The sequence below is a fragment of the Actinomyces oris genome (assembly GCF_001553935.1).
Taxonomy (GTDB): Bacteria; Actinomycetota; Actinomycetes; order Actinomycetales; family Actinomycetaceae; genus Actinomyces; species Actinomyces oris_A.
The window spans coordinates 1,449,485-1,474,355 of the sequence record NZ_CP014232.1 but is presented as its reverse complement, the minus strand read 5'-3'; the positions used below and the strand labels follow the sequence as shown (position 1 = coordinate 1,474,355).

Annotated in this window: 15 protein-coding genes; 10 read left to right on the top strand and 5 right to left on the bottom strand. The window is 70.7% G+C overall.

The features are described 5' to 3' along the window. The first annotated feature begins 28 nt into the window (after positions 1-28). Positions 29-5,032: a DEAD/DEAH box helicase gene (locus AXE84_RS06110; protein ID WP_060958185.1), complete on the top strand. Its 5,004-nt coding sequence runs from the start codon at positions 29-31 to the stop codon at positions 5,030-5,032. Between the two features lie 67 nt (positions 5,033-5,099). Then, positions 5,100-5,936, top strand: coding sequence for a uracil-DNA glycosylase (locus AXE84_RS06105; RefSeq protein ID WP_060957224.1), 837 nt, complete (start codon positions 5,100-5,102; stop codon positions 5,934-5,936). A gap of 24 nt (positions 5,937-5,960) precedes the next feature. Here AXE84_RS06105 and AXE84_RS06100 read toward each other — a convergent pair whose 3' ends face one another. The 4 genes from AXE84_RS06100 to AXE84_RS06090 form a co-directional block, all read right to left on the bottom strand. After that, entirely contained in the window at positions 5,961-7,625 is a 1,665-nt protein-coding gene (locus AXE84_RS06100) for a DUF3027 domain-containing protein (RefSeq protein ID WP_261340411.1), read from the bottom strand. Between the two features lie 136 nt (positions 7,626-7,761). Then, positions 7,762-9,147, bottom strand: a complete 1,386-nt coding sequence (locus AXE84_RS12880) for a hypothetical protein (protein ID WP_150116256.1) — start codon at positions 9,145-9,147, stop codon at positions 7,762-7,764. Between the two features lie 254 nt (positions 9,148-9,401). Then, positions 9,402-12,020 carry a helicase-associated domain-containing protein gene (locus AXE84_RS06095; RefSeq protein ID WP_236750193.1) on the bottom strand — a complete coding sequence of 873 codons (2,619 nt, stop codon included), beginning with the start codon at positions 12,018-12,020 and terminating at the stop codon, positions 9,402-9,404. A gap of 97 nt (positions 12,021-12,117) precedes the next feature. Continuing rightward, positions 12,118-12,417 (bottom strand): hypothetical protein, encoded by a 300-nt coding sequence (locus AXE84_RS06090; protein ID WP_060957222.1) that lies wholly within the window; start codon positions 12,415-12,417, stop codon positions 12,118-12,120. A 511-nt stretch (positions 12,418-12,928) separates the two neighbouring features. Between AXE84_RS06090 and AXE84_RS06085 the strand changes: the two genes are divergently transcribed. After that, a complete protein-coding gene (locus tag AXE84_RS06085; RefSeq protein ID WP_060957221.1) occupies positions 12,929-14,623 on the top strand; it encodes a DNA repair helicase XPB in 1,695 nt (564 codons plus the stop codon). 82 nt (positions 14,624-14,705) lie between these two features. Here AXE84_RS06085 and AXE84_RS06080 read toward each other — a convergent pair whose 3' ends face one another. After that, positions 14,706-15,614, bottom strand: coding sequence for a type 1 glutamine amidotransferase (locus AXE84_RS06080; RefSeq protein WP_060957220.1), 909 nt, complete (start codon positions 15,612-15,614; stop codon positions 14,706-14,708). A 112-nt stretch (positions 15,615-15,726) separates the two neighbouring features. On the opposite strand from AXE84_RS06080, the gene AXE84_RS06075 reads away from it, so the two are divergent. The 7 genes from AXE84_RS06075 (at position 15,727) to AXE84_RS06045 (ending at position 24,683) form a co-directional block, all read left to right on the top strand. Further along, a complete protein-coding gene (locus tag AXE84_RS06075; RefSeq protein WP_060957219.1) occupies positions 15,727-17,898 on the top strand; it encodes a TPM domain-containing protein in 2,172 nt (723 codons plus the stop codon). 220 nt (positions 17,899-18,118) lie between these two features. Next, a complete protein-coding gene (locus tag AXE84_RS06070; protein ID WP_081093096.1) occupies positions 18,119-18,967 on the top strand; it encodes a PspA/IM30 family protein in 849 nt (282 codons plus the stop codon). 403 nt (positions 18,968-19,370) lie between these two features. After that, positions 19,371-19,973, top strand: a complete 603-nt coding sequence (locus tag AXE84_RS06065; protein ID WP_029316267.1) for an NYN domain-containing protein — start codon at positions 19,371-19,373, stop codon at positions 19,971-19,973. Between the two features lie 252 nt (positions 19,974-20,225). Beyond that, positions 20,226-20,963 carry a response regulator transcription factor gene (locus tag AXE84_RS06060; RefSeq protein ID WP_009407606.1) on the top strand — a complete coding sequence of 246 codons (738 nt, stop codon included), beginning with the start codon at positions 20,226-20,228 and terminating at the stop codon, positions 20,961-20,963. Continuing rightward, complete coding sequence (locus AXE84_RS06055) at positions 20,963-22,561, top strand: sensor histidine kinase (RefSeq protein ID WP_060957218.1); 1,599 nt, start codon at positions 20,963-20,965, stop codon at positions 22,559-22,561. The genes AXE84_RS06060 and AXE84_RS06055 overlap by 1 nt, the downstream gene beginning before the upstream one ends. A 137-nt stretch (positions 22,562-22,698) precedes the next feature. Beyond that, positions 22,699-24,117, top strand: a complete 1,419-nt coding sequence (locus tag AXE84_RS06050) for a hypothetical protein (protein ID WP_060957217.1) — start codon at positions 22,699-22,701, stop codon at positions 24,115-24,117. A 206-nt stretch (positions 24,118-24,323) separates the two neighbouring features. Further along, complete coding sequence (locus AXE84_RS06045) at positions 24,324-24,683, top strand: WXG100 family type VII secretion target (protein WP_060957216.1); 360 nt, start codon at positions 24,324-24,326, stop codon at positions 24,681-24,683. Positions 24,684-24,871 lie beyond the last annotated feature (188 nt).

Below are 24,871 nucleotides of genomic sequence, written 5' to 3'. Positions count from 1 at the left end.
GGTCGGTGAGACCGGATGGGAGGAGGTGATGGCCGTGACCGAGGCAGCAGAGGACCCGGCCGCCGCGGCAGGTCCGCGCGAGCCGGGCTGGGAGGGATTCTCCTCAGCCACCCGCATCTGGTTCCTCGACGCCTTCCCCACCGGTCCCACCCCGGTGCAGGAGCGGGCCTGGGCCACGATCGGCCGGGGTGAGAACGCCCTGGTCATCGCCCCCACCGGCTCGGGCAAGACGCTCGCGTCCTTCCTGTCCGCCATCGACCACCTAGGACAGGAGCCGGCCGCGGAGGAGCAGGGGAACGCGGCGGCGCCAGGGGGCGCGCAGGGCGGGGCCGACGGCGTGAGGGTCCTCTACATCTCCCCGCTCAAGGCGCTGGGAGCGGACGTGGAGCGCAACCTGCGCCGGCCGCTGGCGGGAATCTGCGCCGTCGGCCCCACCCGCCCGATCTCGGTGGGGGTGCGCTCGGGGGACACGCCCGCGCGGGAGCGTCGTCGGCTGCGCAGCCATCCGCCCAGCATCCTCATTACGACGCCGGAGTCGCTCTACCTCATGCTCACCAGCGCCGTGCGGGAGACGCTGCGGACAGTGGAGACGGTCATCGTCGACGAGATCCACTCCTTCGCCGGTTCCAAGCGCGGCACGCACCTGGCCGTGTCCCTGGAGCGCCTCGATGATCTCCTGGGGCGGCCGGCGCAGCGCATCGGCCTGTCCGCCACCGTCTCGCCGCCGGAGGAGGTCGCCCGCTTCCTCGGCGGGCCGCACCCGGTGACGATCATCTCCGACGACGGCCGGGCGGCGCCGGAGGTCACAGTGTCCGTTCCGGTGGAGAACATGGCCCGCATCCCGGCGATCTTGGACCGGCGCACCCGGATGGAACGGGCCCTGGCAGCCCCCACGAGCGCGGGCGGCGGCCGCGGCTCCCGGCCCTCCGGGCTCGGACGGGCGGGGTCCTCGCAGGCCTGGCGCTCCGATAAGGCGCTGGGTCGAGCCATGGCGGCGGGGCGGGCTGACGAGCCCGGTGCGGGGGTGCCCGCCCGGGTGTCGGCCTCGATCTGGCCGCACCTTGAGAACGCGATCCTCGACCAGGTCCTGGCCCACCGCACGACGCTGGTCTTCGTCAACTCCCGGGGCGCCTGCGAGCGGCTCACCGCGCACCTCAACGAGGCCTATGCCGCGCGTCTCGGGGCGGTGGCGCCGGCGCCGCAGGCGCCGGTTCACCGGGAGTCCTGGGAGATGGGAACCGGTTCGCACACCGAGCCCCTGGCGGCGGGCGCCCCGGTGATCGCCAAGGCACACCACGGGTCAGTCTCCAAGGAACAGCGTCTGGGCGTGGAGCGGGAGCTGGCCGCGGGCGAGCTGAGGTGCGTGGTGGCCACGGCCTCCCTCGAGCTCGGCATCGACATCGGCTCGGTCGACCTCGTGCTCCAGGTGGCGCCGCCCCCGTCGGTCGCTGCGGGCCTGCAGCGGGTGGGGCGCGCCGACCACCGGGTGGGCGGGCGGCCGCGCGGCGTCATCTACCCCGTGGAGCGCACTCACCTGGTGGACGCCGTCGTCGCCGCAGAGGGGATGCGCGCCGGGGAGATCGAGCGCACCGAGCTGGTGTCCAACGCTCTGGACGTGCTGGCCCAGCAGACGGTCGCCGCGGTGAGTGTGGCGGAGGGGCTGACGGCCGAGGCCTGGTTCACCACCGTCAGGCGGGCGGCCCCCTACTCCTCGCTGCCGCGCCCGGCCTTCGACTCGGTCCTGGAGCTGCTGGCCGGCGGCTTCGCCTCGGCGGATCTGACGGACTTCTCGCCGCGGATCGTATGGGACCGCGCCACCGGTGAGCTCAGTGCCCGGCCCAGCACGCAGCGGCTGGCGGTGGCCTCCTCGGGAACGATCCCGGACCGGGGCATGTTCCCCGTCGTCCTGCCCGAGGGGGCGCAGGATGCCGGGCGGCGGCGGGTCGGGGAGCTCGACGAGGAGATGGTGCACGAGTCCAGCCCGGGCGACATCATCACGCTGGGGACGTCGAGCTGGCGGATCCGCCAGATCACGGGAGACCGCGTCGTCGTCGACCCGGCCGAGGGGCGCAGCGCCCGCCTGCCGTTCTGGAAGGGCGAGGGGCTGGGCAGGCCTGCGGCCACCGGGCTCGCCAAGGGCGTCTTCCTGCGTGAGGCGCAGAGCTCCTTGCCGTCGGAGGCGGGAGCCGGGGAGTCGGAGGGCGAGCGGGCACTGCGGCAGCGGCTCACGGAGGCGGGACTGGACGCTCATGCCCGCAGCAACCTGCTGGCGCTGCTGCGCGAGCAGTACCGAGCCACCAGCGCCCTGCCGACCGATGAGACCCTGGTCCTGGAGCGCTATGAGGACGAGTCCGGCAGCTGGCGGATCATCGTCCACAGCACGCTGGGTCGGTGCGTCCACGAGCCCTGGGCGATGGCGATCCGGGAGCGGGTGCACCAGGTGCTGGGGGTGCGCCCGCAGATCATCGTGGCCGACGACGGCATCGTCCTGCAGATCCCGCCGGTTGAGGGCGACCTCCCGGGGGCCGGGCTCATCACCTTCGACGCCGCAGAGATCTCCTCCCTGGTGCGCAGCCGGATCGAGACGACGGCGCTGTTCGCGGCCCGGTTCCGCGAGTGCGCAGCCCGCGCCCTGCTCATGCCCGCCGCCCGCCCGGGGCGCCGCACGCCGTTGTGGCTCCAGCGGGTCAAAGCCGGACAGCTGCTCGAGGCCTCCCGCCAGTTCCGGGACTTCCCCGTCAGCGTGGAGGCGGCGCGCGAGTGCCTCCAGCAGTACTACGACCTGCCCGCGCTCACCGACCTCATGGAGCGTCTCGCCTCCGGCCGGGTGCGCGTCGTCGACGCCATCACCAGTGAGCCGTCGCCCTTCGCCCACCCGCTGCTGTTCGGGTACGCGAGCACCCTGATCTACCAGGAGGATCTGCCCCACGCCGAGCGCCGGGCCCAGCTGCTCTCCCTGGACCCCAAGGCGCTCGACGCCCTGCTGGGCGACGCCGGCATCGCGGACCTGCTCGACGACGAGGTCCTGGCCCAGGTGGAGGCCGAGCTCCAGCACCTGGCCCCCGGCAGGCGGGTACGCGCCGACGCCGAGGCGATCGCTGATCTTCTGCATGAGCTGGGCCCGTTGAGCGCGGCCGAGCTGGTCGAGCGGTGCACCGACGTCGGCGGGCGGGTCCCGGGGAAGGACGGGCAACGCGACGGTGCGAACGGGGCCTGCGACGGCTTCGAGGGCGCGGACAAGCACTCAGCCGAGCGCGAGGTCGATCGGGCGCTCGCCGAGCTGGCCGGGGCTCGCCGAGCCGCCGCGGTGCGGGTCGGCGGGCAGGAACTGTGGGCCCGGGTCGAGGACGCCTCGGCTCTGCAACGGGCCCTGGGAGCAGAGGTCCCCGACTGGGCGCTGGAGCGGGCTGAGGCCGGTGGCACTGTCGAACGGACGGTGGCGGCCCGCTCGCCGCTGAACGACCTGCTTCTGCGCTACGCGCGCACCCACACGACCGTGACACCGCAGCGCGTGGCGCAGGCCTTCGGGCTGGGGGCGGCGGTGGCGGAAGGAGCCCTGGCCGAGCTGGCCGGGGACGGCTCCCTCGTGGACCTGAGTGCGGCGGGGTGGATGGAGCCGGCGGTCCTGACCCGGGTGCGCCACCGCTCCCTGGACCGGGCGCGGGCCGCCGTCGCACCAGTGCCACCCTCGGCTCTCCAGCGTCTCGTGCTGGAGCGGGCGGGCCTGGATGAGCCGGGCGGCGGCGTCGACGCCCTGGCAGAGGCCCTGGCGGCGTTGGAGGGTGTGTGGCTGCCGGCCGGCCTGTGGGAGTCAGTGGTGCTGCCCGCGCGTGTGACCGACTACCGGCCGGCCATGCTCGATGAGCTCATCGCCGCCGGGGAGGTCGTCTGGCAGGCGCGACCCATCGGCGACGCCGCGTCCCGGACCGGTCCCACCCGGGTGAGGACCGGGGCCGATGACATCCCCGCTCCGGGCGAGATCGCCTTCTTCCCCACGGACTCCGCCCTGGCGCCGGTCGCCGGGGAGGCGACCGCCCCGGGTGAGTCGGAGGCGCCGGAGGGCCGGGAGACGGGAGTCACCGGGGAGGAGCTCTGGCAGCTGGTTCGTGAAGGGGCCGCCACGGGCCGCTCCTTCGAACCGGTGCGCCGGGCACTGGTGCCCGCGGCCGGGACACGTACCGCCCCGCCCTCACGGCGAGTGCGCAGCCGCCGGGGCCGCCGCCTCATGATGGGGATACCGAGCGCCGGGGAGGTGACGGCGGCCGGGCGGCTGTCCTCCGTGGTGGCCTCCACCTCCTGGGTGAGGCTGTCGTGCGCACCGGCGGGCGATGAGGAGCGGGCGATCGCGGAGGTGGAGTCACTGCTGGACCGCTACGGGGTCGTCTCCCGCGACCTCGCCCTGGCCTTCAGCGGGGTGGGAGGGCTCGGGCCCCTCATGCCGGTCCTACGGCGCATGGAGGAGACCGGGATGGTTCTGCGCGGCGGTTTCATTGAGGGCATGGGGCCGACGCAGTTCGCCGAGCGGGAGAGCGTCGAGCGGCTGCGGTCCCTCACCCCCGGCCCCGCCGGCGCGGCGGAGACACCGGTCGTGCTCGATCTCAAGGACCCGGCCTGTCTCGTCGGGCGCGGGGTGCCGTGGCCCGAGCCGGTGCTGCCCGCCGACCTCGGCGAGTCGGCCGGGGGCCACGGTGAGGAGACGAGCGGCCCGCCAGTCCGGCGCCAGGGGGCAAGCGTCGTCGTGCTGGGTGGCGCCCCGGTGCTCTACGCCTCAGAGAACCTCAAGGTCCTCATCTCCTACACGTCCGCGCGCGAGGAGCTGGCACGCGCCCTGACCGCGCTGGCGGCCGACAGGCAGGCGATGTTCGCGCGCCAGGGGGCAGCGGCGGCCAGGCGCCGCACGGTGGTGGAGTCCCTCAACGGGGTCACCGCGCTGGAGCCCACCGTGAGCGACCTCCTGCGTCAGGCCGGTTTCGTGCGCGACCCCAGGGGGATGCGGCTCGCCGTCGGCCCTTACGGGGCCGCCTGGCGATGAGCGGGCCGGCCCTTCACCGGTAACAGAAGCCGGCCCATGGTGCGCTCCACGCGTCCACAATGAGGACATGGCCGATCCGCACCCCGTCACCGGAGCGTTCTTCGATTCCCCGGTCCCTCCCGGGACCGGGTGGCCCGAGGATCCCGCTACTGCTGCCACACCCGTGGCCCGATCGGCCGCCGATGTGGCGCGCCTGGCCGACTCGTCGTCGGATCTGCCCGAACTCGACGCCCGGATCACGGTGTGCCGTGCCTGCGACCGGCTCGTGGCCTGGCGTGAGGAGGTGGCCCGGACCGGCCGTCGCGCCTCCTTCGCCCATGAGCCGTACTGGGGGCGACCGGTGGCGAGTGTCGGGTCGGCGGATGCCCGCATCTACGTCGTCGGGCTGGCACCCGCGGCCAATGGGGCGAACCGCACCGGCCGCATGTTCACCGGGGACCGCTCCGGGGACTGGCTGTGGGCGGCCTTCCACCGGGCGGGGCTGGCGACATCCCCCACCTCGACGGCGGCCGGCGACGGGCAGCGGCTCACCGGGGCGCGCATGGGCGCCGCCGTGCGTTGCGCCCCGCCCGCCAACAAGCCGACGACCGTCGAGCGCGCCACCTGCGCCCCGTGGCTCGCCCGCGAGATCGCCCTCATGCCCGAGGTCAAGGTGATGCTGGCGCTGGGCGGGATCGGATGGGGCGCGGTGCTGCGGGTCACCCGCGAGGCCGGATGGGCCCTCCCCCGCCCCCAGCCGCGCTTCGGCCACGGGGCGACGGCGGAGCTGACCAGGCCCGACGGCAGGCCGGTGACGCTGCTCGGCAGCTACCACCCCAGCCAGCAGAACACGTTCACCGGTCGCCTCACCGAGACGATGCTCGATGAGGTGCTGGCGACCGCCAAGCGCCTCGCCGAGGCATGACGTCGGGCCGCGGCCGACGCGGTATCAGGAGCGGTTGGGCAGGATGGCCTCGAGCTCGGCGAGGGTCCGCGGCGTCTGCTCCGCGAGGGCGTCGACCTCGGCGCTCTCGGTGTCGTCGGAGGTTGCGTCGTCCTGGGGCATGTCGATCCCGAGGGCCAGGGACAGGCCGGCGACGGCGGCTCGGGCCGAGGCGGCCCGCTCGCTGGGCGTGTCACTGGACTCGGCTCCGGCGGGTGCCGGTGAGGACTGCTCCGCGGTTGCCTGGAGAGGCTCGGCGGTTCTCGCGGCATCGGGGGCCGAGGAGGCCGACGCCGCGGCGGTCGCCCGCTCAAGCTCTCCCAGGTCGAGCCCCACCAGGCGGCTGCTGCGCTCCTCGGAGGCTTCCTCGGGAGAGTCGGCCGTGCGACGGCGGCGCGTCGAGGAGGCCGCGCGACGGGAACGCTTCGCGGCGGGCTTCTGCTCGGACGCAGCGGACTTCTTGGTGGTCTTCGTCCCGGGCTCCTCCGACTGCTCCTCGGCCGCGGGCGCAGTGGCATCCGTGCCGGCGGCGCCGTCCTCGGCTTGAGCCTTCTGGGCGTCGGAGTCCGTGGTGGTCTTCGCGCCATCAGCCGGGCCTTCGGCATCCTGAGCAGGCGACTCCGCACCGGCTCCCTGACCGGGGGCGCCTGCGATGTCTCCCGAGTCTTCGGCGGAGGCACCACCCGGCTCGGCGTCGACGTCGTCGCCCTGCTCAGCGGCGAGCTCGGCGATACTGCGGCCCTCACGCAGATCGAGCCCGTTGGTGCTCAGCGGCACCATGAGGTGGTCGTCGACCCGCGAGGGGTTGATGGGCCACTCCGGACCCTGGTCGGGCAGATCGGTCTCGGAATGGGCGCCGCAGCCGTGGTCCAGGGAGACGACGCTGCCGTCATCGGTGGCCCACTCGTTGGCGCACACGCCGAAGATGGCGCGCAGGGCGCCGGCCATCGGCACGAAGAAGCCGCAGGTGGAGCAGGTCGCGTGGGCCTTGCGGACGCCCTCAGCCTCGGGGCCGTGGTCGCCGCCGTACCAGCGCTCGGCGGCGCTGGCGACGCCCTGAGCGCTCAGGACCCGGGGGCGGCCCAGGTCGAGCTCATCCAGGGCGACGGCGTCGGCGTCCTCACCAGTGGCCTCCCACCCGGGCTCGAGGCGCTCGTCAGTCTCCTTGCGGGGCAGGCGATCGGAGCGGGTGATGTCGCCGGGTTCGAGGCGCTCGGCCCACGGGACCCAGGCGGGCGCGAGGAGGGCCTCCTCGCCGGGAAGGAGCTCCACCTCGCAGACGGTGGCGGTGCGGCCGCGCGGGACGCGACTGAGGGTGACCGCCCAACGCCAGCCGCGGTAGCCGCTCAGGGTGCAGTCGAACAGGTGAGTGACGAGGCGCTCGGCGTCGGGCGCGGCGGCCACGTACTCGCCGACGGTGATGGGGTCGGTGACCTCCTCCAGCGCGCGGCGGGCCAGTTCGATGGCCGCCGGGGAGGTGAGGGTCTTGTCCTTGGCGGCCAGGGCCTGCTCGGCCGGGGTCGGCAGGGCACCGGCGCGGGGCACGCGGGCCTGCGTCGGAGAGGGCGAGGCCGCGTCCGGTACCGGGCGCTCCAGGGTCGCCGTGGAGGTGCGCGCCCCGGTGGCGGGCTCGCCTGAGGCGTCGGTGTGAGGGTCGATCGTGTCGGTCACTCGGCCAGTGTAGGGGAGGCTCCTGGAACTGCCCCGGCCCGCGCGGGTTGGCCTGGGCACATCCTCGCGACAGAAATTAGTTCCTGAGGGCACCCTGAACATAGGTTTAACTATGATTGTCACACTAAATCAACCATCACTCTTTAACTACCTCGACTTCAATTTTTCTACTTCCTTCAACCTTCACGCTAATGCCTACTCGCACAGATTCTCCCGATTTCGCCGCTCCTCCGAACTGCATTTTCCCATAACCCATATCACCTGCCATACCCATAAGCCTAAAATACCGAAGCGCCACCTTGGCGCTAGAGCGAACTGACTCGGAATTCATAAAATCTTCCTCAATCCTTTTAGACCAAACATCCTCAACTCTCACCCCTTCTTCTTGGTCAACCTCTTTTTGGGCCAACTCGAGTTCACGGCGCCCTTGACGAGCGGAATGTAACACAGAATCCGCTTCCACGACAAAAATCTTCTGGAAGACTTTAACGCGCCACAAACGAGGGATTTTGGAAAAAAGTAAGAATACTCCGATGTTTACTAGAGCTAGAACCCCTATCGCAATTAAAATCGCGACTTGCTCTTGGATGCGACTGAACAACACATTTATCACATCAACCATTGATCTCAGGGACCACATAAGAATTAGAAGGTACGCCGCCGACGCTTTTATAAAGTGTGAAAACACCTCCCCATCTCTGCGCGAAATTAATTTCATTGACAACCCTAATGACACCCCGATAGATAGTCCCAACATTGCAGCAGCCCACAGCACCGAACTCAAAGCCGAAAACTGAACCTGTGTCACAATCGAGGCCAACAAAGGAACTATGACCCACAAAGTCGCCCATCCATACGGAAAATAAGTCCGAACTATATCCAGATCGCGAATCCAAGTCCGCCTATTCTCGACAACACTCACTTCTTTACGAAACTGAAGTTGAGGATCTATGCGGGACGCAAATTTATCCACCCTCTTTAAAGAAGCGAGCCTAACTCGGTATTCTCTGAGAAAATTGAGCCCATCATCAGGCATAACAGAGGGGAGGGCAGCTACAAACACAAATATCGCGAACAAAAGTGCAGTTATCGCCCAACTTGTTTTAGAGTCCTTTTGCCATGACTCGACGCCGCCAAGAATAGCAATAACTGCAGATAGCATGCCGAGAGATACCATAAACACATATATCTTATGTTGTCGATTCGCCTCCCACTCTGCCCTCCATGCCGACATTTTACTTACGTCTTTCCACGAAAGAGAGTTAACTCCAACAAATGCTACAGCCAAAGCTGCAACACCTACCTCGAGCCCGACAAGCTCAGACAATAGGCTTGCACTATTTCGCTCGTCACTCAATTCACTTAGAAATGATTTCAGTGCAGGTTCAATGAATTTAAATTTCGATACAGCATAAACAAACAATATCGATAGTGCCGCTTCGACACACACTAGCGACAAAGAACTTGGATGCCGCCCAGCTAAAACCCGGGAACTTGAACTCTCTGAAGTATTTATACTCATGCAACATACAATACAACACACCACAATGCGCCCAGAAGTGAGATAAATCACTTTCAAGGTGGCTTCGAAAATCTCTCCTGGCCATAGATGTACTAACGATAACTTCTTATGCGCTCAGGCATTTAGGAACTAAACGATCCGCCGTCAACCCTGATGTGGCATTTCTGTAAATGCCGTCTACAAAAAAATGCGACATTCTTCTGTGGGGTGGGTGGGAATCTCGATGAATGATAGGGTGTGTTCCATCTGTTTTCTCACCCGGCTTCGACCGAGACGATGCGGTGGACGGCCACGGTCAGCTCGGTCTCGCGCACCACGTCGCGCAGGCGCACCCGCCCCGGCTCGACGGCCATGACCCGCACCTGCCGCTCCTGCACGGCGCCGTCGGGGCCGGCCAGGCTCAGCCGCAGCCGCGAGCGCGAGGACTGGGCCTGGCGCAGCACCGCCAGGGCGTGCACCGGGTCGGTGGCCACAGCCGTCTCCTCGGCGGCCTGCAGCGCCTCCTGCCCCACGCGCAGCCGCCCCACGAGGGTCGTCAGCTCGCGCCTTCCGGGCCGACGCCGTCGCACCGAGTGCTCGCTGCCGGGGCGCGTCGGCTCGGGGGCCCGGCGGGCCTGCTGCGCGGTGGCCGGCCCGACCACCAGGTGCCCGCTGGCGTCCTCGGTCACCGGCGCCAGCCCGGTGGCGCGCAGCTCGCGCAGCACCTGCCCGGCGCTTGCGGTGGCCACGAGGATCCCGGGAGCCACCTGGTCCAGGCCGAGGTCCCGCAGGCGCGGTTCGGCCAGGAGCCCGGCGGCCGTGGCCTCGTCGCTGATCCGCAGCAGCGCGGACACGGCCCGCACGCGCACCGCCCCGTGGTGGCGGGCGGCGTCCTGGATGAGAACGCTCAGCGAGTCCGGCAGGGGCGCAGGGCTGTAGCGGCCGATCTCCTGGGTGATCTCCTCGGCCCGGTAGCCGACGTCGAGCGCGCCGCGCACCGACTCGGGCGTGAAGCGCACAGTGAGCGCCCCGCCGCGCGACTCGACGACGCTCGTGCGTTCCAGCAGCGCGGCCAGCTCGGGGGCGGGGCGGCCCGGCACGATGGCGGTGAGGTCGGACTGGACGAGGATCATCTCGACGGCGGCCGGCAGGTCTGCGGCGAGCGCCACCTCGAGGGCGGTGAGGGCCTCGTCGTCCGACAGCGGCTCGGCGTGTGCCCCACCACCCGCCTCCTCGGCGCGGCCGGCGTCTCCGGGGTCGGTGGGGCCGCCGGGCCTGCCGCTGAGTCCGGGGTCCTGCTCGGCGAGGCTCGCTGCTGCCCGTCGGGCGAGGATCCTGCCGGCCTCGGTGAGCGCCCCGCCGCCGGTGATCCCGAGGGTCTCGGCCTCGGCCAGGACCGCGGAGACGGCCCCGCCGGGGATGGTGCGCCGGGGGCTCTGCCAGGTCAGGGCGGCCCGCACGAAGGCGGGGGTCGCGCTGGTCCCCGGCGGGAGGTCACCCAGGAGGGCGAGCACTCGGGCGCGCAGTCGCGCCGCCCATCCGGCCTCCAGGTCCGGGCTAAGGACAGCGCGCAGGGTGCCGTCGTCGTCGCGGGTGCCCGTCAGCCAGGGGGTGCGGGCGCTGCCCGACCAGGCCAGGGCGAGCGGCGCCCAGCGCTGGGGGAGGCTGTCGGTGAGCCATCCGGCGGCCTGGGAGGAGGGCACCCAGGTGGCGCCGTCGTCGTCGAGCCCCAGGAGCCCGGCGCTCGCGGCGATCTCGATGATGCGGGCGGCGGCGTCGGCCTCCAGGTCGAGGGCGTCGGCGGTACGGGCCAGGGCGCGCGCGCTCACTCCGCCGGTGCGGCGGATCGTGCCGCCCTCGCGGCCCCACTCCTCCAGGAGGGCGGCCACGAGCCGGACGGTCTCCTCGGCGTGGAAGGAGGCCTCGGAGGCGACGACGTCGGCGCCCACCGTCTCCAGGTCGCCGGCCTCGGGTGCGGTGAGGGGCTCGCGGGTCAGGCGGCCGCCGCGCAGGGCGAGGGCGACCTGGCGCGGCAGGATGAAGCGGGTGCGCCCGTGGGCGTCGCTGCTGCGCTCCAGCCAGCCGCGTTCGATGAGTGGGGCCGCTCCCGGTGCGGTGCCGCCGGCACGCAGGGTGCCGGCGGGCGGCCCCCAGGTGAGGGCCTGGAGCATCTCCACGGAGGCCGCTGGGATGACCGGCTTACCGCCTCCACCGGCGGCTTCCTCGCTCAGCTCCTCCAGGGTGGGTGGCAGCTGCTCGGCGCTCAGGGGCTCGGCGACCCAGGGCCCCAGGCCGAAGGGGTGCGGCCCGAAGGCGGTCTCGAGTGCGGCCAGGGGCCTGCCCTCGATGACGAGCGCCAGCCGGCCCAGGTGCTCCAGTGCCTCGGTGACCTGCTCGGCAGGCAGTGGCAGGTGGGCGGCGACCAGCCCGGCCAGGTCAGCACTGTCCGGGCGGTCCGGGGTGGCCTGGTCGGCCGGGGTGGCCAGGTCAACACTGTCCGCACTGGCCGGGTCGGCTGGGTGGTCTGCGGGATCACCGAGAGGCTCGCCGTCGGCCGGTTCGCCGCTGGCCCCACCGGCACCGCCGGCCTGCCCGTTCCCAGCCGCCTCGGCGGCCTCGGCAACCTCGGTCGGCCCGGCTCCGCCCGCCCGGCGCGACTCATCGGGCCGGCTGAGAGCCACCACTGCCTCGGCCACGGCCAGCGTCGGCGCATCCAGCCCGGCCAGGGCGTACTCGATGCTGCCCGGGGCCCCCGCGCGGGTCGCCAGCGCCAGGAAGGAGGAGGACGGGGGCGCGGCCAGGTCCGGGCGCGCCACCAGCAGGGCGGCGACCTCGCGGTCCGGCAGCGCCGTCAGGTGCACGGCGAGGTCCTGGGTGGAGGCGGAAGGGCTCATCCGCACCAAAATACGCCCCCACCCCAGTCACGGACAGAGCGGGGCGGGGACGAAAAGGCAGACATACAAACGGGGAAGTACAACTAGCAAGTGCCAGCTACTCTCTCTCGGCCTCCTCGGAGGACTCCGAGCCCTCACTCGTCTTGAAGGCGGTTCCAAGGGCCAGGCCCATCGCCCACCCCACCGGCAGCCACAAGAACCAGGGACCGGGTGCCGCCACCCCCATCGCGACTCCCAGCATGGTGCCGTAGACCACGGGCCAGAACCACGGCGTCGCCGGCCCCTGAGCCGGCTTGAATGCTTCCTCGATGGCCTCCGACCAGCCAGCCCTGCGACCGCGCTGACCGGCGCTGGAGTCCTCGTGGTCGCCTCCAGTCTGATTGAGCTCGTTGTTCATGCCGTCACCCTAAACAGTCCGCTCGATTGGATACCTCATCCTATGGAAGGAGACTCGGCCGGGCCTCGGGGAGGGCGCCGGTGTCCAAATCGGATACAAAGGGACCTCACCACCCCTGAGGCCAGCAAGACGAACCGCAGAATCATGCGGTTTTCTTTCGCAGGTTGAAGTCCGTCTCGAGCCTTTGTCACCGATTTGGACACAACCCCGCAGATGTCACCCTTCCTGGCCCCTTGCGGCGTCTTCCTACCCGCCTCCGGGGCTCGCGTTCGCACCCCACGGCCCGCACGCCACCGCGGCAGCCCAGGATCCGGGCCGTCAGCTGCGCTTGCGCGGTCATGACGCGAATGGATGTGTCGTCACTGTTGGTTGAGCGCTGTCAACTGCACTCGCGCCCAGGCATAAGGCCAGCCCAGCCCGCCCCTCCCGCTGGAAGCCGCCCCTCCCGCTGGAAGAGGAACGTCTCCTCCATCACGGCGGCGCGCTGCCCCGGCTTGGGATACTCCCGCCCATGTCCGCTACGCCCAGCGATCCTGCGTCCCCGGCGCCCTCGGCACCCGACGGCCCGCTCATCGTCCAGTCCGACAAGTCCGTCCTCCTGGAGGTCGCCCACCCCCAGGCCGGGCAGGCCCGCCGCGCCATCGCCGCCTTCGCCGAGCTGGAGCGCGCCCCCGAGCACATCCACACCTATCGAATCACGCCGCTGGCCCTGTGGAACGCACGCGCCGCGGGCCTGGACGCAGAGACGGTCGTCCACACCCTCATCACCTACTCGCGTTTCCCGGTGCCGCATGCCCTGCTCACCGAGATCGCCGAGACGATGAGCCGCTACGGCCGCCTCCAGCTGCTCACCGACCCCGCCCACGGCCTGGTCCTGCACGCCACCGACGTGCCGGTCCTGGAGGAGGTCATGCGCTCCAAGCGCACCAAGGGCCTGCTGGGGACGCGGCTCGGGGAGGCCGACGTCGTCGTCCACCCCTCCGAGCGCGGTCACCTCAAGCAGGTGCTCATCAAGCTGGGCTGGCCGGCCGAGGACCTGGCCGGCTACGTCGACGGCGAGGCCCACCCCATCACCCTGACCGACTCCCCCGACACCTTCCAGCTGCGCCCCTACCAGAGCGAGGCGGTGGAGAGCTTCTGGGCGGGGGGCTCGGGCGTGGTCGTCCTGCCCTGCGGGGCCGGCAAGACTCTCGTGGGCGCCGCCTCCATGGCCAAGAGCTCGACGACGACGCTCATCCTGGTCACCAACGCGGTCTCGGCGCGTCAGTGGAAGGAGGAGCTCATCCGCTTCACCACCCTGACCGAGGAGGAGATCGGCGAGTACTCCGGCTCGCGCAAGGAGGTCCGCCCCGTCACGATCGCCACCTACCAGGTGCTCACCACTCGCCGCAAGGGCGTCTACCCGCACCTGGACCTGCTGGACTCCCACGACTGGGGGCTCATCGTCTATGACGAGGTCCATCTCCTGCCAGCCCCGATCTTCCGTATGACCGCGGACCTGCAGGCGCGCCGCCGCCTGGGTCTGACCGCGACCCTGGTGCGCGAGGACGGCCGCGAGGACGAGGTGTTCAGCCTCATCGGCCCCAAGCGCTACGACGCCCCCTGGAAGGACCTGGAGAACCAGGGCTGGATCGCCCCGGCGATCTGCACCGAGGTGCGCCTAACCCTCGACGCCGGTGAGCGCATGGCCTACGCGACCGCCGAGCCCGACGAGCGCTACCGCCTGGCCGCCTGCTCACCGCGCAAGCTGCCGATCATCGAGGCCCTCCTGGCCCGCCACGAGGGCGAGTCGGCCCTGGTCATCGGCCAGTACGTGGACCAGCTCACCGAGATCGCCGAGCACCTGGACGCCCCCGTCATCACCGGGGCGACGACGGTGCGCGAGCGCCAGCGCCTCTACGACGCCTTCCGCTGTGGGGAGATCCGCACGCTCGTGGTCTCCAAGGTCGCGAACTTCTCCATCGACTTGCCCGGGGCGAGCGTCGCGATCCAGGTCTCGGGCTCCTTCGGCTCGCGCCAGGAGGAGGCCCAGCGGCTCGGGCGGATCGTGCGCCCCAAGGAGGACGGCCGCCAGGCCCACTTCTACACGGTCGTCGCCCGCGACACCGCCGACCAGGAGTACGCCGCCCACCGGCAGCGCTTCCTGGCCGAGCAGGGCTACGCCTACGCCATCATCGACGCTGAGAACCTCACCGGGAAGAGCTGAGCCCGGCCCGGCGGTGAACGAGGCGCAGCCGGACGAACCCGTCCAGCCGGACAGGCCGGGCCAGTGAGGTCCGGCGGCCCGGTCAGCGCGCCAAACGGCGGGCGCGCACGTTGCGCACGAGGACGCGGGCCAGGCCGCGGCCGAAGGCCTGGATGGCGGGGTCGACCCTCTCGGCCTGCTCACGGGTGGCGGCCCCGGCGCTGGCGGCCGCCTCGGGCAGGTCGGCGGCCGTGGCCCCGTGGGTTCCGGCGGCGCCCGGCGCGGCGCTCCGGCCGGCGGCCACCTCCAGGGCATCGCGGGCGGCCTGGAGGGAGGCCGCGTCCATGGTCCCGGCCAGGTCGTTGAGGGCGTCGCGGGTGCGCCAGTAGGCCACGCGCGCCGGGTCGGACTCGGGGTGGTGCTGGAAGGCCAGGAGTCGCCCGACCCGCCAGGTGTGAACCGGGGAGCGGTCGGAGGAGGCCAGCAGGGTGGCGGCCTCGGGCAGCTGGGTGACGGCGTCGTGGTGGGAGACGATGACGGGCAGGCGGGTGCCGTCGGAGGTGGGGATTCCGGCGCGGTGGGCGGCGCGGATGGCCTCGGCTGCCACGGCCCCGAAGACCGGGTCACTCTCGCCGGCGGCCGTGATGGTCAGCTCGACGACGCCGACCTCGTCGTTGCCCAGCGCCGGCACGGCCGTGGAGCCCCCGAGGGCCTCGGCGGCCACCTGGGCACCCAGGCAGATGGCGATGGCGGGGACGTCGTCGGCGACGACGCCGCGCAGCAGCTCACGCAGGTCCGCCAGCCAGGGGTGCTCGCCCTCGTCGTGGGCGCTCATGGAACCGCCCAGCACGACGAGGCCGTCGCCGATCTCGTCCAGGGAGGGGATGGGCTCGCCCCGCCAGGGGCGCACCATGCGCAGGGAGGCGCCCTCGGCGAAGAGCCACTCCCCCAGGCGCCCGACGGGCGCGAGCTCCTCCGGCTCGATGACGGTGATCGTGAGCGTGTCAGTCATGGGCGACATTCTGCCGCCGGTTCGGTTGCCTGCGCGCGGTGACAGGCGCAGGCGTGCCGCCTGAGGCGAAACGACTTGCTCACACCCTGACCCGGCGGGGACGATTGCCCGGATGAAGAACCAGCAGCCCCCACTCCCTCGTCCTTGGCACCAGATGGCCCTTTCCGGCGTCGCGACGGCGGCCGCCCTGGGGCTGCTGGGGCTCTCTGCCGGCGCCGCGGCCGCTCCGACGACGGCCGGCACCGCGCCCCTGGCCTCCTCCGCACAGACCTCGGCGGGCGTGCCCCGGGCCCTCCCGGCGGCGTCGACCACCCTGACCGAGCACGTCACTGATGAGCTCGGGATCCTGGATGCCTCCAAGGCCCAGCAGGCCGTGGACACCATGTCCTCCAAGTACGGCGTGGGCCTGTGGGTGCTGACCGTCTCCGACTCCAGCCAGAAGGCCTCCGCCATCGCCGCGCAGGCCTTCAAGGACACGAAGCTGGGGCGTGACGACATGCTCCTGGTCATCAACATCCCCTCCGACGGCTCGGCCTCGAAGAGCTACAAGCTGCAGGCGCACGACAACTCCTCGAAGTTCTCCGAGTCCGACTACAAGCGGATCGACTCGGCCATCAAGAAGCAGCTCAGCGCAGGCAACTATGACGACGCCGTGGCCGCCATCCCGGACAACATGTCCGGTTCATCGGGCTCGGGCAGCTCGGGTGATTCAGGCTCCTCGGCGCTTCCGCTCCTGCTGGGTGGGGGCGCGGTCGCGGCCGGCGGGGCCGCCGCCTGGACGGTGTACAAGCGCAGGAAGAACAAGGAGAACGACGACATGCTGTTCGGCAAGCGCAGGAATCAGAGCGGCGCCCCCGGCAACCAGCCCGCGGGCCCCGCGGCGATGACGGTGGAGCAGCTGCGCACCCAGGCCGGCAGCGCCTTGGTCCAGGCCGATGACACGGTGCGCGCCGCCGCCGAGGAGCTGTCCTACGCGCAGGCGCAGTTCGGCCTGTCCGCCACGGACGCCTTCACCGCCGCCCTGGACAGCGCCCGCAAGCACCTGTCGCGGTGCTTCGAGCTGCGCAAGATCCTCGACGACGACATCCCCGAGACCGAGCCGCAGCAGCGCCAGATGTACACCGAGATCCTCCAGCACTGCTCGGAGGCGGTCGGTGAGATCCGCGCTCAGGAGGAGGCCTTCAACAAGCGTCGCGGCATCGAGGCGAACCTGCCGACGTCGATCGGCGAGACCGCCCAGCGCGCCGATGAGACCGAGCAGGCCATCGTCATGGCCGAGACGATCCTGGTGACGCTCAGCGCCGCCTACCCGGCCTCCTCTCTGACCAGTGTGGCCCAGGCCCCCGAGCAGGCCCGCCGCCTGCTGGCCGCCGGGCGCACCGCCCTGGACCAGGCCCGCGCCAGCGTCGAGGCCTCCCAGGAGGCGACGGCGGTCGAGCAGGTCCGCATCGCCCAGGGCTCCATCGCCCAGGCCGGTCAGCTGGCCGCACAGGTCACCGGGGCCCGCGAGCGCCTTCAGAGCGCGGCCAAGGACCTGGAGGCGGCCATCGCCTCGATCTCCTCGGACCTGGTGGACGCCAAGCGCCTGGAGGGCGCGGTGCCGGCGGCGACCCTGGCCCCGCTGGTGGCCGACGCCGAGGCCGCCGTCGCCGAGGGCCGTCAGGCCAGTGGCGCCAACCCGAGCGGCGATCCCCTGGCCGCCCTGGACCATCTGGCCCGGGCCGAGGCCGCCATCGACGCTGCCCTGGCCCCAGCCCGTGAGCGCGAGGAGAACGACTCGCGCGCCCGGGCCTCCCTGGGCTCGCGCCTGGCCCGCCTCAACTCCCAGGTGGAGTCCGTGACCTCCTACATCACCACCTATCGCGGGGCGGTGGGCCCCTCGGCGCGCACCGCGCTCAGTGAGGCCGCCCGTCACGCCACGGCCGCCACCACCGTCCAGACCACTGACCCGGTGGCCGCCCTGGCGGAGGTCGCGGCGGCCGAGCCGCTCGTGGCCCAGGCCCAGGCCCTGGCCGAGGCCGACGTGCGCGGATCGTCGAGCTCGTGGAGCCCGAACTCCGGTGAGCGCTACTCCTACTCCCGCGATTACGGCCGCTCAGGCGGCGGGCTCGACCTGGGCTCGCTACTGCTGGGCGGGCTGCTGCTGGGCGGCGGCCACAACTACGGCGGCTGGAGCTCCCACCACCATGACAGCGACTGGGGCGGAGGCGGCGGCTTCTTCTCCGGCGGCGGGGACTTCTCGGGTGGCGGCGGCGGCTTCTTCGACGGCGGCGGCGACTTCTGAGCCGCGTCCTCCCGACCGCCCGCCTCACTCGCCCGCCAGTCATGCCCTGAGCGATGCGGCCCCCGCCCGCATGACGCCGAGCGCCGGGACCTGCGATCATGACGCCTGATTCGCCTGGCCCACCGGCCACCACCTGGCGACCACCCGGCGAGCGCCGGGTCCATACCTGCCCACTATCTGCCCACACCGACGTCGCAGCTCGACGGAAGGACGAACAACCATGGCTGAGAAGCAGTCGATCCTGGGGCGCATCGCCCAGCTCACCCGCGCCAACATCAACGCGCTCCTGGACCGCGCCGAGGACCCGGAGAAGATGCTCAACCAGCTGGTGCGGGACTACACGGCGTCCATCGCCGAGGCCCGTGACGCCGTCGCCCAGACGATCGGCAACCTGCGTCTGGCGGAGAAGGACCACGACGCCGACGTCGCCGAGGCCAAGGACTGGGGCAACAAGGCCCTGGCCGCCTCCCGCAAGGCCGACCAGCTGCGCTCCGGCGGTGACACGGCCGGCGCGGACAAGTGGGACTCACTGGCCAAGATCGCGCTGACCAAGCAGATCACGGCGGAGAACGAGGCCAAGGCCGCCGAGCCGATGATCGCCTCCCAGCGCCAGGTCGTCGAGCAGCTCAAGACCGGCCTGCAGCAGATGGAGGTCAAGCTCGGCGAGCTGCGCTCCAAGCGCGACCAGCTCATCGCCCGCCAGAAGACCGCCGAGGCCCAGGTCAAGGTGCAGGGTGCCATCCGCTCCATCAACGTCCTGGACCCCACCAGCGAGCTGTCTCGCTACGAGGACCAGGTGCGTCGGGTCGAGGCCCAGGCCGCCGGGCAGATGGAGCTGGCCGGCTCCTCCCTGGAGTCCCAGTTCGCCGAGCTCGAGGCCTCCGGGGCCAGCCTGGAGGCCGAGGCCCGGCTGGCGGCCCTGAAGTCCGGGCAGAACCCGGCCCTTCCGGGCGCCCAGCAGCAGGCCCCCGCCCAGATCACCGACGGTGACGACGACGCGATCAACGCCGCCTTCGCGGCCCTGAAGAACCAGGGTCAGCCGGCCGGCGAGGAGACGTCCTCCTACTGAGTTGAGCTGAACTGAGCTGACCTCGCCGCATTACCTAGGCGCCTCAGCCCCGTAGGCCGCCCGGTACTCATCATCCCGATGAGTACCGGGCGGCTTCGTGCGCCTCGACGTCGGCCGACGCCCGCCGACACAGGCCGACCCGGGCCGCCCCGGGCCGACACGGGCCCCGGCCGGGGACATTCCGCGCGCCCGGGGACAGTCCGTCCCGGCCAGGGACATCCCACGCCTGCGGGGACAGGATTTCCGCACCCGACGGCGTCGATCGTCCCCACCGGGAAGGTTTTGTCCCCGGTCGCGCAGACCGCACCCGACGGCGTCGTCGGCACGGGGAGACCGGTATCGGTGCGGTGTCATCGAGCGTCGCCGGAGGCTAGTGGACGCCGTGACCGGTAGCATGAGCCTCATGAGCGTACCGACTTATCTTCTCGTCGATGGCGAGAACATTGACGCCACTCTCGGCATGAGTGTGCTGGGGCGGCGTCCCGAACCTGAGGAGCGGCCCCGCTGGGACCGAGTCCTCGCATACTGCGATGAACTGTCCTCCGCCGGCACCGCCGAGGGCGAGGGGAACGAGGCCCGTGCCCTGTTCTTCCTCAACGCCACCAGCGGCCATATGCCCATGAGCTTCATCCAGGCCCTCCTGGCCATGGACTATCGCCCCGTGCCGCTGGCCGGGTCCGGCAGCAACGACGAGAAGGTCGTCGACATCGGTATTCAGCGCACCCTGGAGGCGCTGGCCGAACGGGCCGAGTCCGGGCAGGAGGCCCACGTCCTGCTGGGCAGCCACGACGGCGACTACATCCCCCACATCGAGCGGCTCCTGCAGGCCGGCGCCAAGGTGGGGATCCTGTGCTTCCGAGAGTTCCTCAACGCCCAGCTGGCCGCCCTGGAGGGCGAGGGCCTGACGGTCTACGACCTGGAGAGTGACGTCAAGGCCTTCACCATCCCGCTGCCACGCGTGTGCATCATCCCTCTGGAGGACTTCGACCCTCTCGCCTTCCTCTGATTTCTCTGACCCGACGGCGGGGCGGCGACACATGTCGTCGCCCCGTCTCATGTCACAGCCCGACTTACCGAGGAGTCGCCGGCGATCGCCCCGCTTCAACCGACAACCACACAGTTCCCCCGTTTTGTGGGAACTGCAAGACTCCCTGGGTCTACAATTGGAACGAGGTCACACCAACCACTTGACCTATCAACAGCGACCATTCGGACGTCGTTCAGGAAACGACCAGAAACTGAAGGAATGGTGAGACTCATGGAGCGTTCCCAGCAGTCCCGCACCGAAGCTCACCTCCTTGTCGTCGACGATGAACCCAACATCCGCGACCTGCTGGCCTCGTCCCTGCGCTTCGCAGGCTTCGAGGTCTCGATCGCGGGCGACGGCAACGGCGCACTGAAGACAGTGGAGAAGACGTCTCCCGACCTGGTGGTCCTCGACGTCATGCTGCCCGACATGGACGGCTTCACCGTGGCACGACGCCTGCGCGAGCGCGACGTGACCACCCCGATCCTCTTCCTGACCGCCCGCGACGACATGGCCGACAAGGTTCAGGGCCTGACCGTCGGCGGCGATGACTACGTCACCAAGCCCTTCGGGCTGGAGGAGGTCATCGCCCGTATCCGCGCCATCCTGCGCCGCACCCACGCCATTGAGAACCAGGACGACGGCGTCGTGCGCGTGGCCGACCTGGTCCTGGACGAGGACGCCCACGAGGTGTACCGCGCCGAGGTCGAGGTGGATCTGTCGCCCACCGAGTTCAAGCTCCTGCGCTACCTCATGCTCAACGCCGGGCGCGTCGTGTCCAAGGCCCAGATCCTCGACCACGTCTGGGAGTACGACTGGAACGGTGACGCCGCGATCGTGGAGTCCTACATCTCCTACCTGCGCCGCAAGGTGGACCAGATCCAGGGCGCTGACGGCCAGCCCGTCACCCCGCTCATCCAGACTCGTCGCGGAGTCGGCTACATGCTCCGCGAACCCAAGGCCGAGTGATGGCGGCGGCGCGTGGGGGGAGCACGCGCCCGGCCAAGTCGTCCGGTAAGCAGCACCGCCCGATCAAACGGGGCCGATGGCACCCGATCACCGCGATTCAGCGGCCGTGGCAGGCGATGCCGCTGCGCACGTGCCTGACCCTCATGACCACCGGTCTGCTGGCCATCGGGCTCATCGTCGTCTCCTTCGTGGTGACCTCACTGCTCTACAGCCACATGATGGGCCAGATCGACAGCCAGCTGCGCACCACCTCGGTGGCCATCGGAAGCCAAGGACTGGCCCAGATCCGCGAAGGAGGGACCAGCAGCACCACCTTCCCCTCGAACTACTACGTCAAGGCCGAGTACCTCGACCCCAGCCGCAACGGGGAGTGGATCTCCCCGGACACCGCCGCCACCTACGGCCGCCCCCAGATCAAGGGCCTGGACTACCGGCGCGCCCTGGCCCACGCGGACAAGAACGACTTCCCGATCACGACGGTCAACTCCGATCAGCCCGGCCACCAGTGGCGGATGATCACCCTGCTCATCCGGGACCAGAACACCGGCGAGTACACCGGCGCCGTGGCCCTGGCCCTCCCGCTGAGCGACGTCATGGAGACCGTCGAGCGCACCCGCCTCGTGGTGGCCCTGGCTGACGTCTCGATCATCTCGGTGGGCGCCGTCTTCGCCACCTACCTGGTTCACCGCTCGTTCCGCTCCCTGCGCCAGATCGAGGGCGTGGCCGCCCGGATCGCCCACGGCGACCTGTCCGCCCGCATCCTGGTCACCGAGCCGCGCACCACGGAGGTCGGCTCCCTGCAGCGGGCGATCAACACGATGCTCACCCAGAACGAGAGCTCCTTCGCCGCCCAGGTCGTGGCCCAGGAGCGGATGACGCGCTTCGTCTCCGACGCCTCCCACGAGCTGCGCACCCCCCTGGCCGCGATCCGCGGCTACGGCGAGCTATACCGGATGGGCGGGGTGCCGGCGAACAAGACCGGTGAGGTCATGGGGCGCATCGAGACCGAGTCCAACCGGATGGGGCGCCTCGTCGATGACCTCCTCCAGCTGGCCCGGATCGACGAGGGCCGGGAAATGTCCATGGAGCCGGTCAACCTCACCGACCTGGCCGCCGGGGCCCTGAGCGACATGATGGTGCTGGCCCCCGAGCGCGACTGCGGACTCATCCCCCTCGACCCCCGCGACGAGGCCGCCGGCAAGGAGGCCCCCTCGCTCCAGGTCATCGGTGACCGCGACCGCCTCTCCCAGATCCTCACCAACCTGCTGGGCAACGTGGTGCGCCACACCCCCTCCGGGACGCCGGTGGAGATCGCCATCGGCATGGCGCCCCCGCGCGCCAACCCGACGGCGCAGCCAGTCGTCGTCGTCGAGGTCCGCGACCACGGCCACGGCGTGCCACCGGAGGCGGCCGAGAAGGTCTTCCAGCGCTTCTACCGCTCAGACACCTCCCGCAACCGGGAGACCGGGGGCTCCGGCCTGGGACTGGCGATCGTGCTGGGGATCGTGGCCGCTCACAAAGGCACGGTCCAGATGCTCCAGACCCCCGGCGGCGGCGCCACCGTCCACATCGAGCTGCCGCCCGCACCGGCCTGGTAGGCCCCGCCACACCTCCGGGAGGCCGTCAGCCGGGGAGAATGACAAGAGTGGCACGCCAGACACTGTGTCACGTCGACGTCACGGCGAGGACAGTCCTACGATGGCACGCGTTCCATTTCCAACACGGAGACTGACCCATGGGTGTTATCGAAGCACCGCAATGGCTTCTGCCCGCCTTCACCCGCTCGGTGAAGGCGATCGGCGCCACGCAGCCCCCAGAGGCGATCGGCTCCGCCGGCGAGCTCCTCATTGAGCGCTGGTCCACACCGGATCGTCGCTTCCACAACCTTCGCCACCTCATCGACATGCTCGCGCGGGTCGATGAGCTGGCCGAGGAGTCGCACAACCCGGACATCATGCGGATCGCCTGCTGGTACCACGGCTGCGTCTTCTCCTCCGACGTCGAGGAGGTCATCCGCGGCAACGGCGGCGAGGACGAGACCGCCTCGGCAGCCTTCGCTGAGGCCGACCTGCGTCACCTGGGTGTCCCGATGGAGACGGTCAAGCGGGTGTGCAGCCTCATCGTCAACCTCAAGCGGCACATGCTCGCCGATGACGACATCGACGCCCAGGCCCTCATCGACGCCGACCTGGGAACCCTGGCCGTGGACCCCCAGACCTACACCGAGTACGTGCGGCTTCTGCGTGAGGAGTACTCCCACATCCCCGTGGAGGAGTACCTGCGCGGCCGCCTGACGATCGTCTCCCGGCTCCTGGACCGTGAGCACCTCTTCCACTCCCCACTGGGCGAGCGCTGGGAGCACCCGGCCCGGGAGAACCTGTCAGCCGAGCAGCGGCGTCTCCATGAGAAACTCACCAAGCTCGCCGAGGAGCGGGGAGCGCAGGCCGATCCGGCGGTCCTGGAGGCCGCAGCCGCGCAGGAACCGGCGCACCCCGCCCCGGTGGCCTTATCGGCCAGCCCCACCGCTGTCGAAGACCTCGCTCCCGGGGCTGCCGAGCAGCCGGACGAGACCGCCGAACGCGCCCCCCGTACCCCTCCGCTGGGCCTCCAAGCGCTGCCCGTCAAGGACCCCACGACCGGCCCCGCCCGGGACGGCGACACCCTGCGCCTGGACTCAACCGCGCTCAGGGCCCTGCGATCCACGGTGACGGCTTCGACCGCGACGCCGCCCGCCTCCCCGGCCTCCATGGCGTCCTCAGGATCGCCGGAGGCTCCGTCCTCATCCGCCTCCCCATCGAGCGCCCCCTCGCCGCGTACCCCCGCCCGCGGGATCCCGGCCGTGGCCTCAGCGCGCCACCCCGTCGATGCACCCGCTGAGCGGGGCGAGGGTCGCGAGGACAAGGACGGGGAGGAGGCGATGGCGCACACCGCCTCCATGGAGTCCTGCATCGCGGACCTGGACCTGCTCATGTGCTCGCGCAACCGCTCCGACGACGCCGAGGACCGCCGCGCCCGGGTCCAGGCCGAGCGGGACAAGCTCACCGAGAAGCTGCGAGCCAAGACCCAGGAGGCCAAGGAGCTGCGCGAGGCCCGTACCGGCGAGATCGCTCCCATCACCGAGGAGATCATCGACGACGGCGCCGGGAACCTCTGAGGCGCCCGGCAGGCCCTTCTCTCAGGGACGACCCGCCGTCTGCGGGGCCACAGGCCACGATCTGCAGGCCCACTCCACAGGGCCGGCTCCTCGCCCGGTACGCCGCCGGCCGGGCCCCTACCGTGAGAGGCACAGCGCGCACGTCAGTGCACCACCAGCACACCGCGCACGGCCCTCGGGCCGCCTCTCACGAAAGGACGCCCCTCATGCCCGCCTACTCCGTCGATACCGCCGCGGTGGCCGACACCGCCGCCCGAACCCGTACCCGCATCGCGACGATCCAGACCGAGGTCGACGGCATGCGGGGAGACATCGGCCTGCTCCAGTCCTGCTGGACCGGGACCGCATCGGACTCCATGGCCGCCTGCGCGGCCGACTGGCACCTCACCCAGCTCCAGGTGCAGTCCAACCTCGATCAGATCAGCCTGGCCCTGGACAACGCCGCCGTGTGCTACGACGACGCCGAGACCTCCAACCAGGGACGTTTCACCGGCCCGACGCCGGCTCCCGCTCCTGCACCGGCACCCGCACCGGCCGCCGGCTCGGCGCCCCTGGGCGGCTGGTAGGAGGTGCTCACAGCGGGCCGGCGAGGACTGTGCCGCCTCCCGCTTCAGCGTGTGCGCCACACGAGCTGACCACACAGGCCCAGCCGACCCGCTCAGTACGGACAGGTACGGATACGGCGGCGGGCCGCCCCTCACGTGTGTGAGAGACGGCCCGCCGTGGTTCCGGGACCGGCCGACATCGCGGCCGG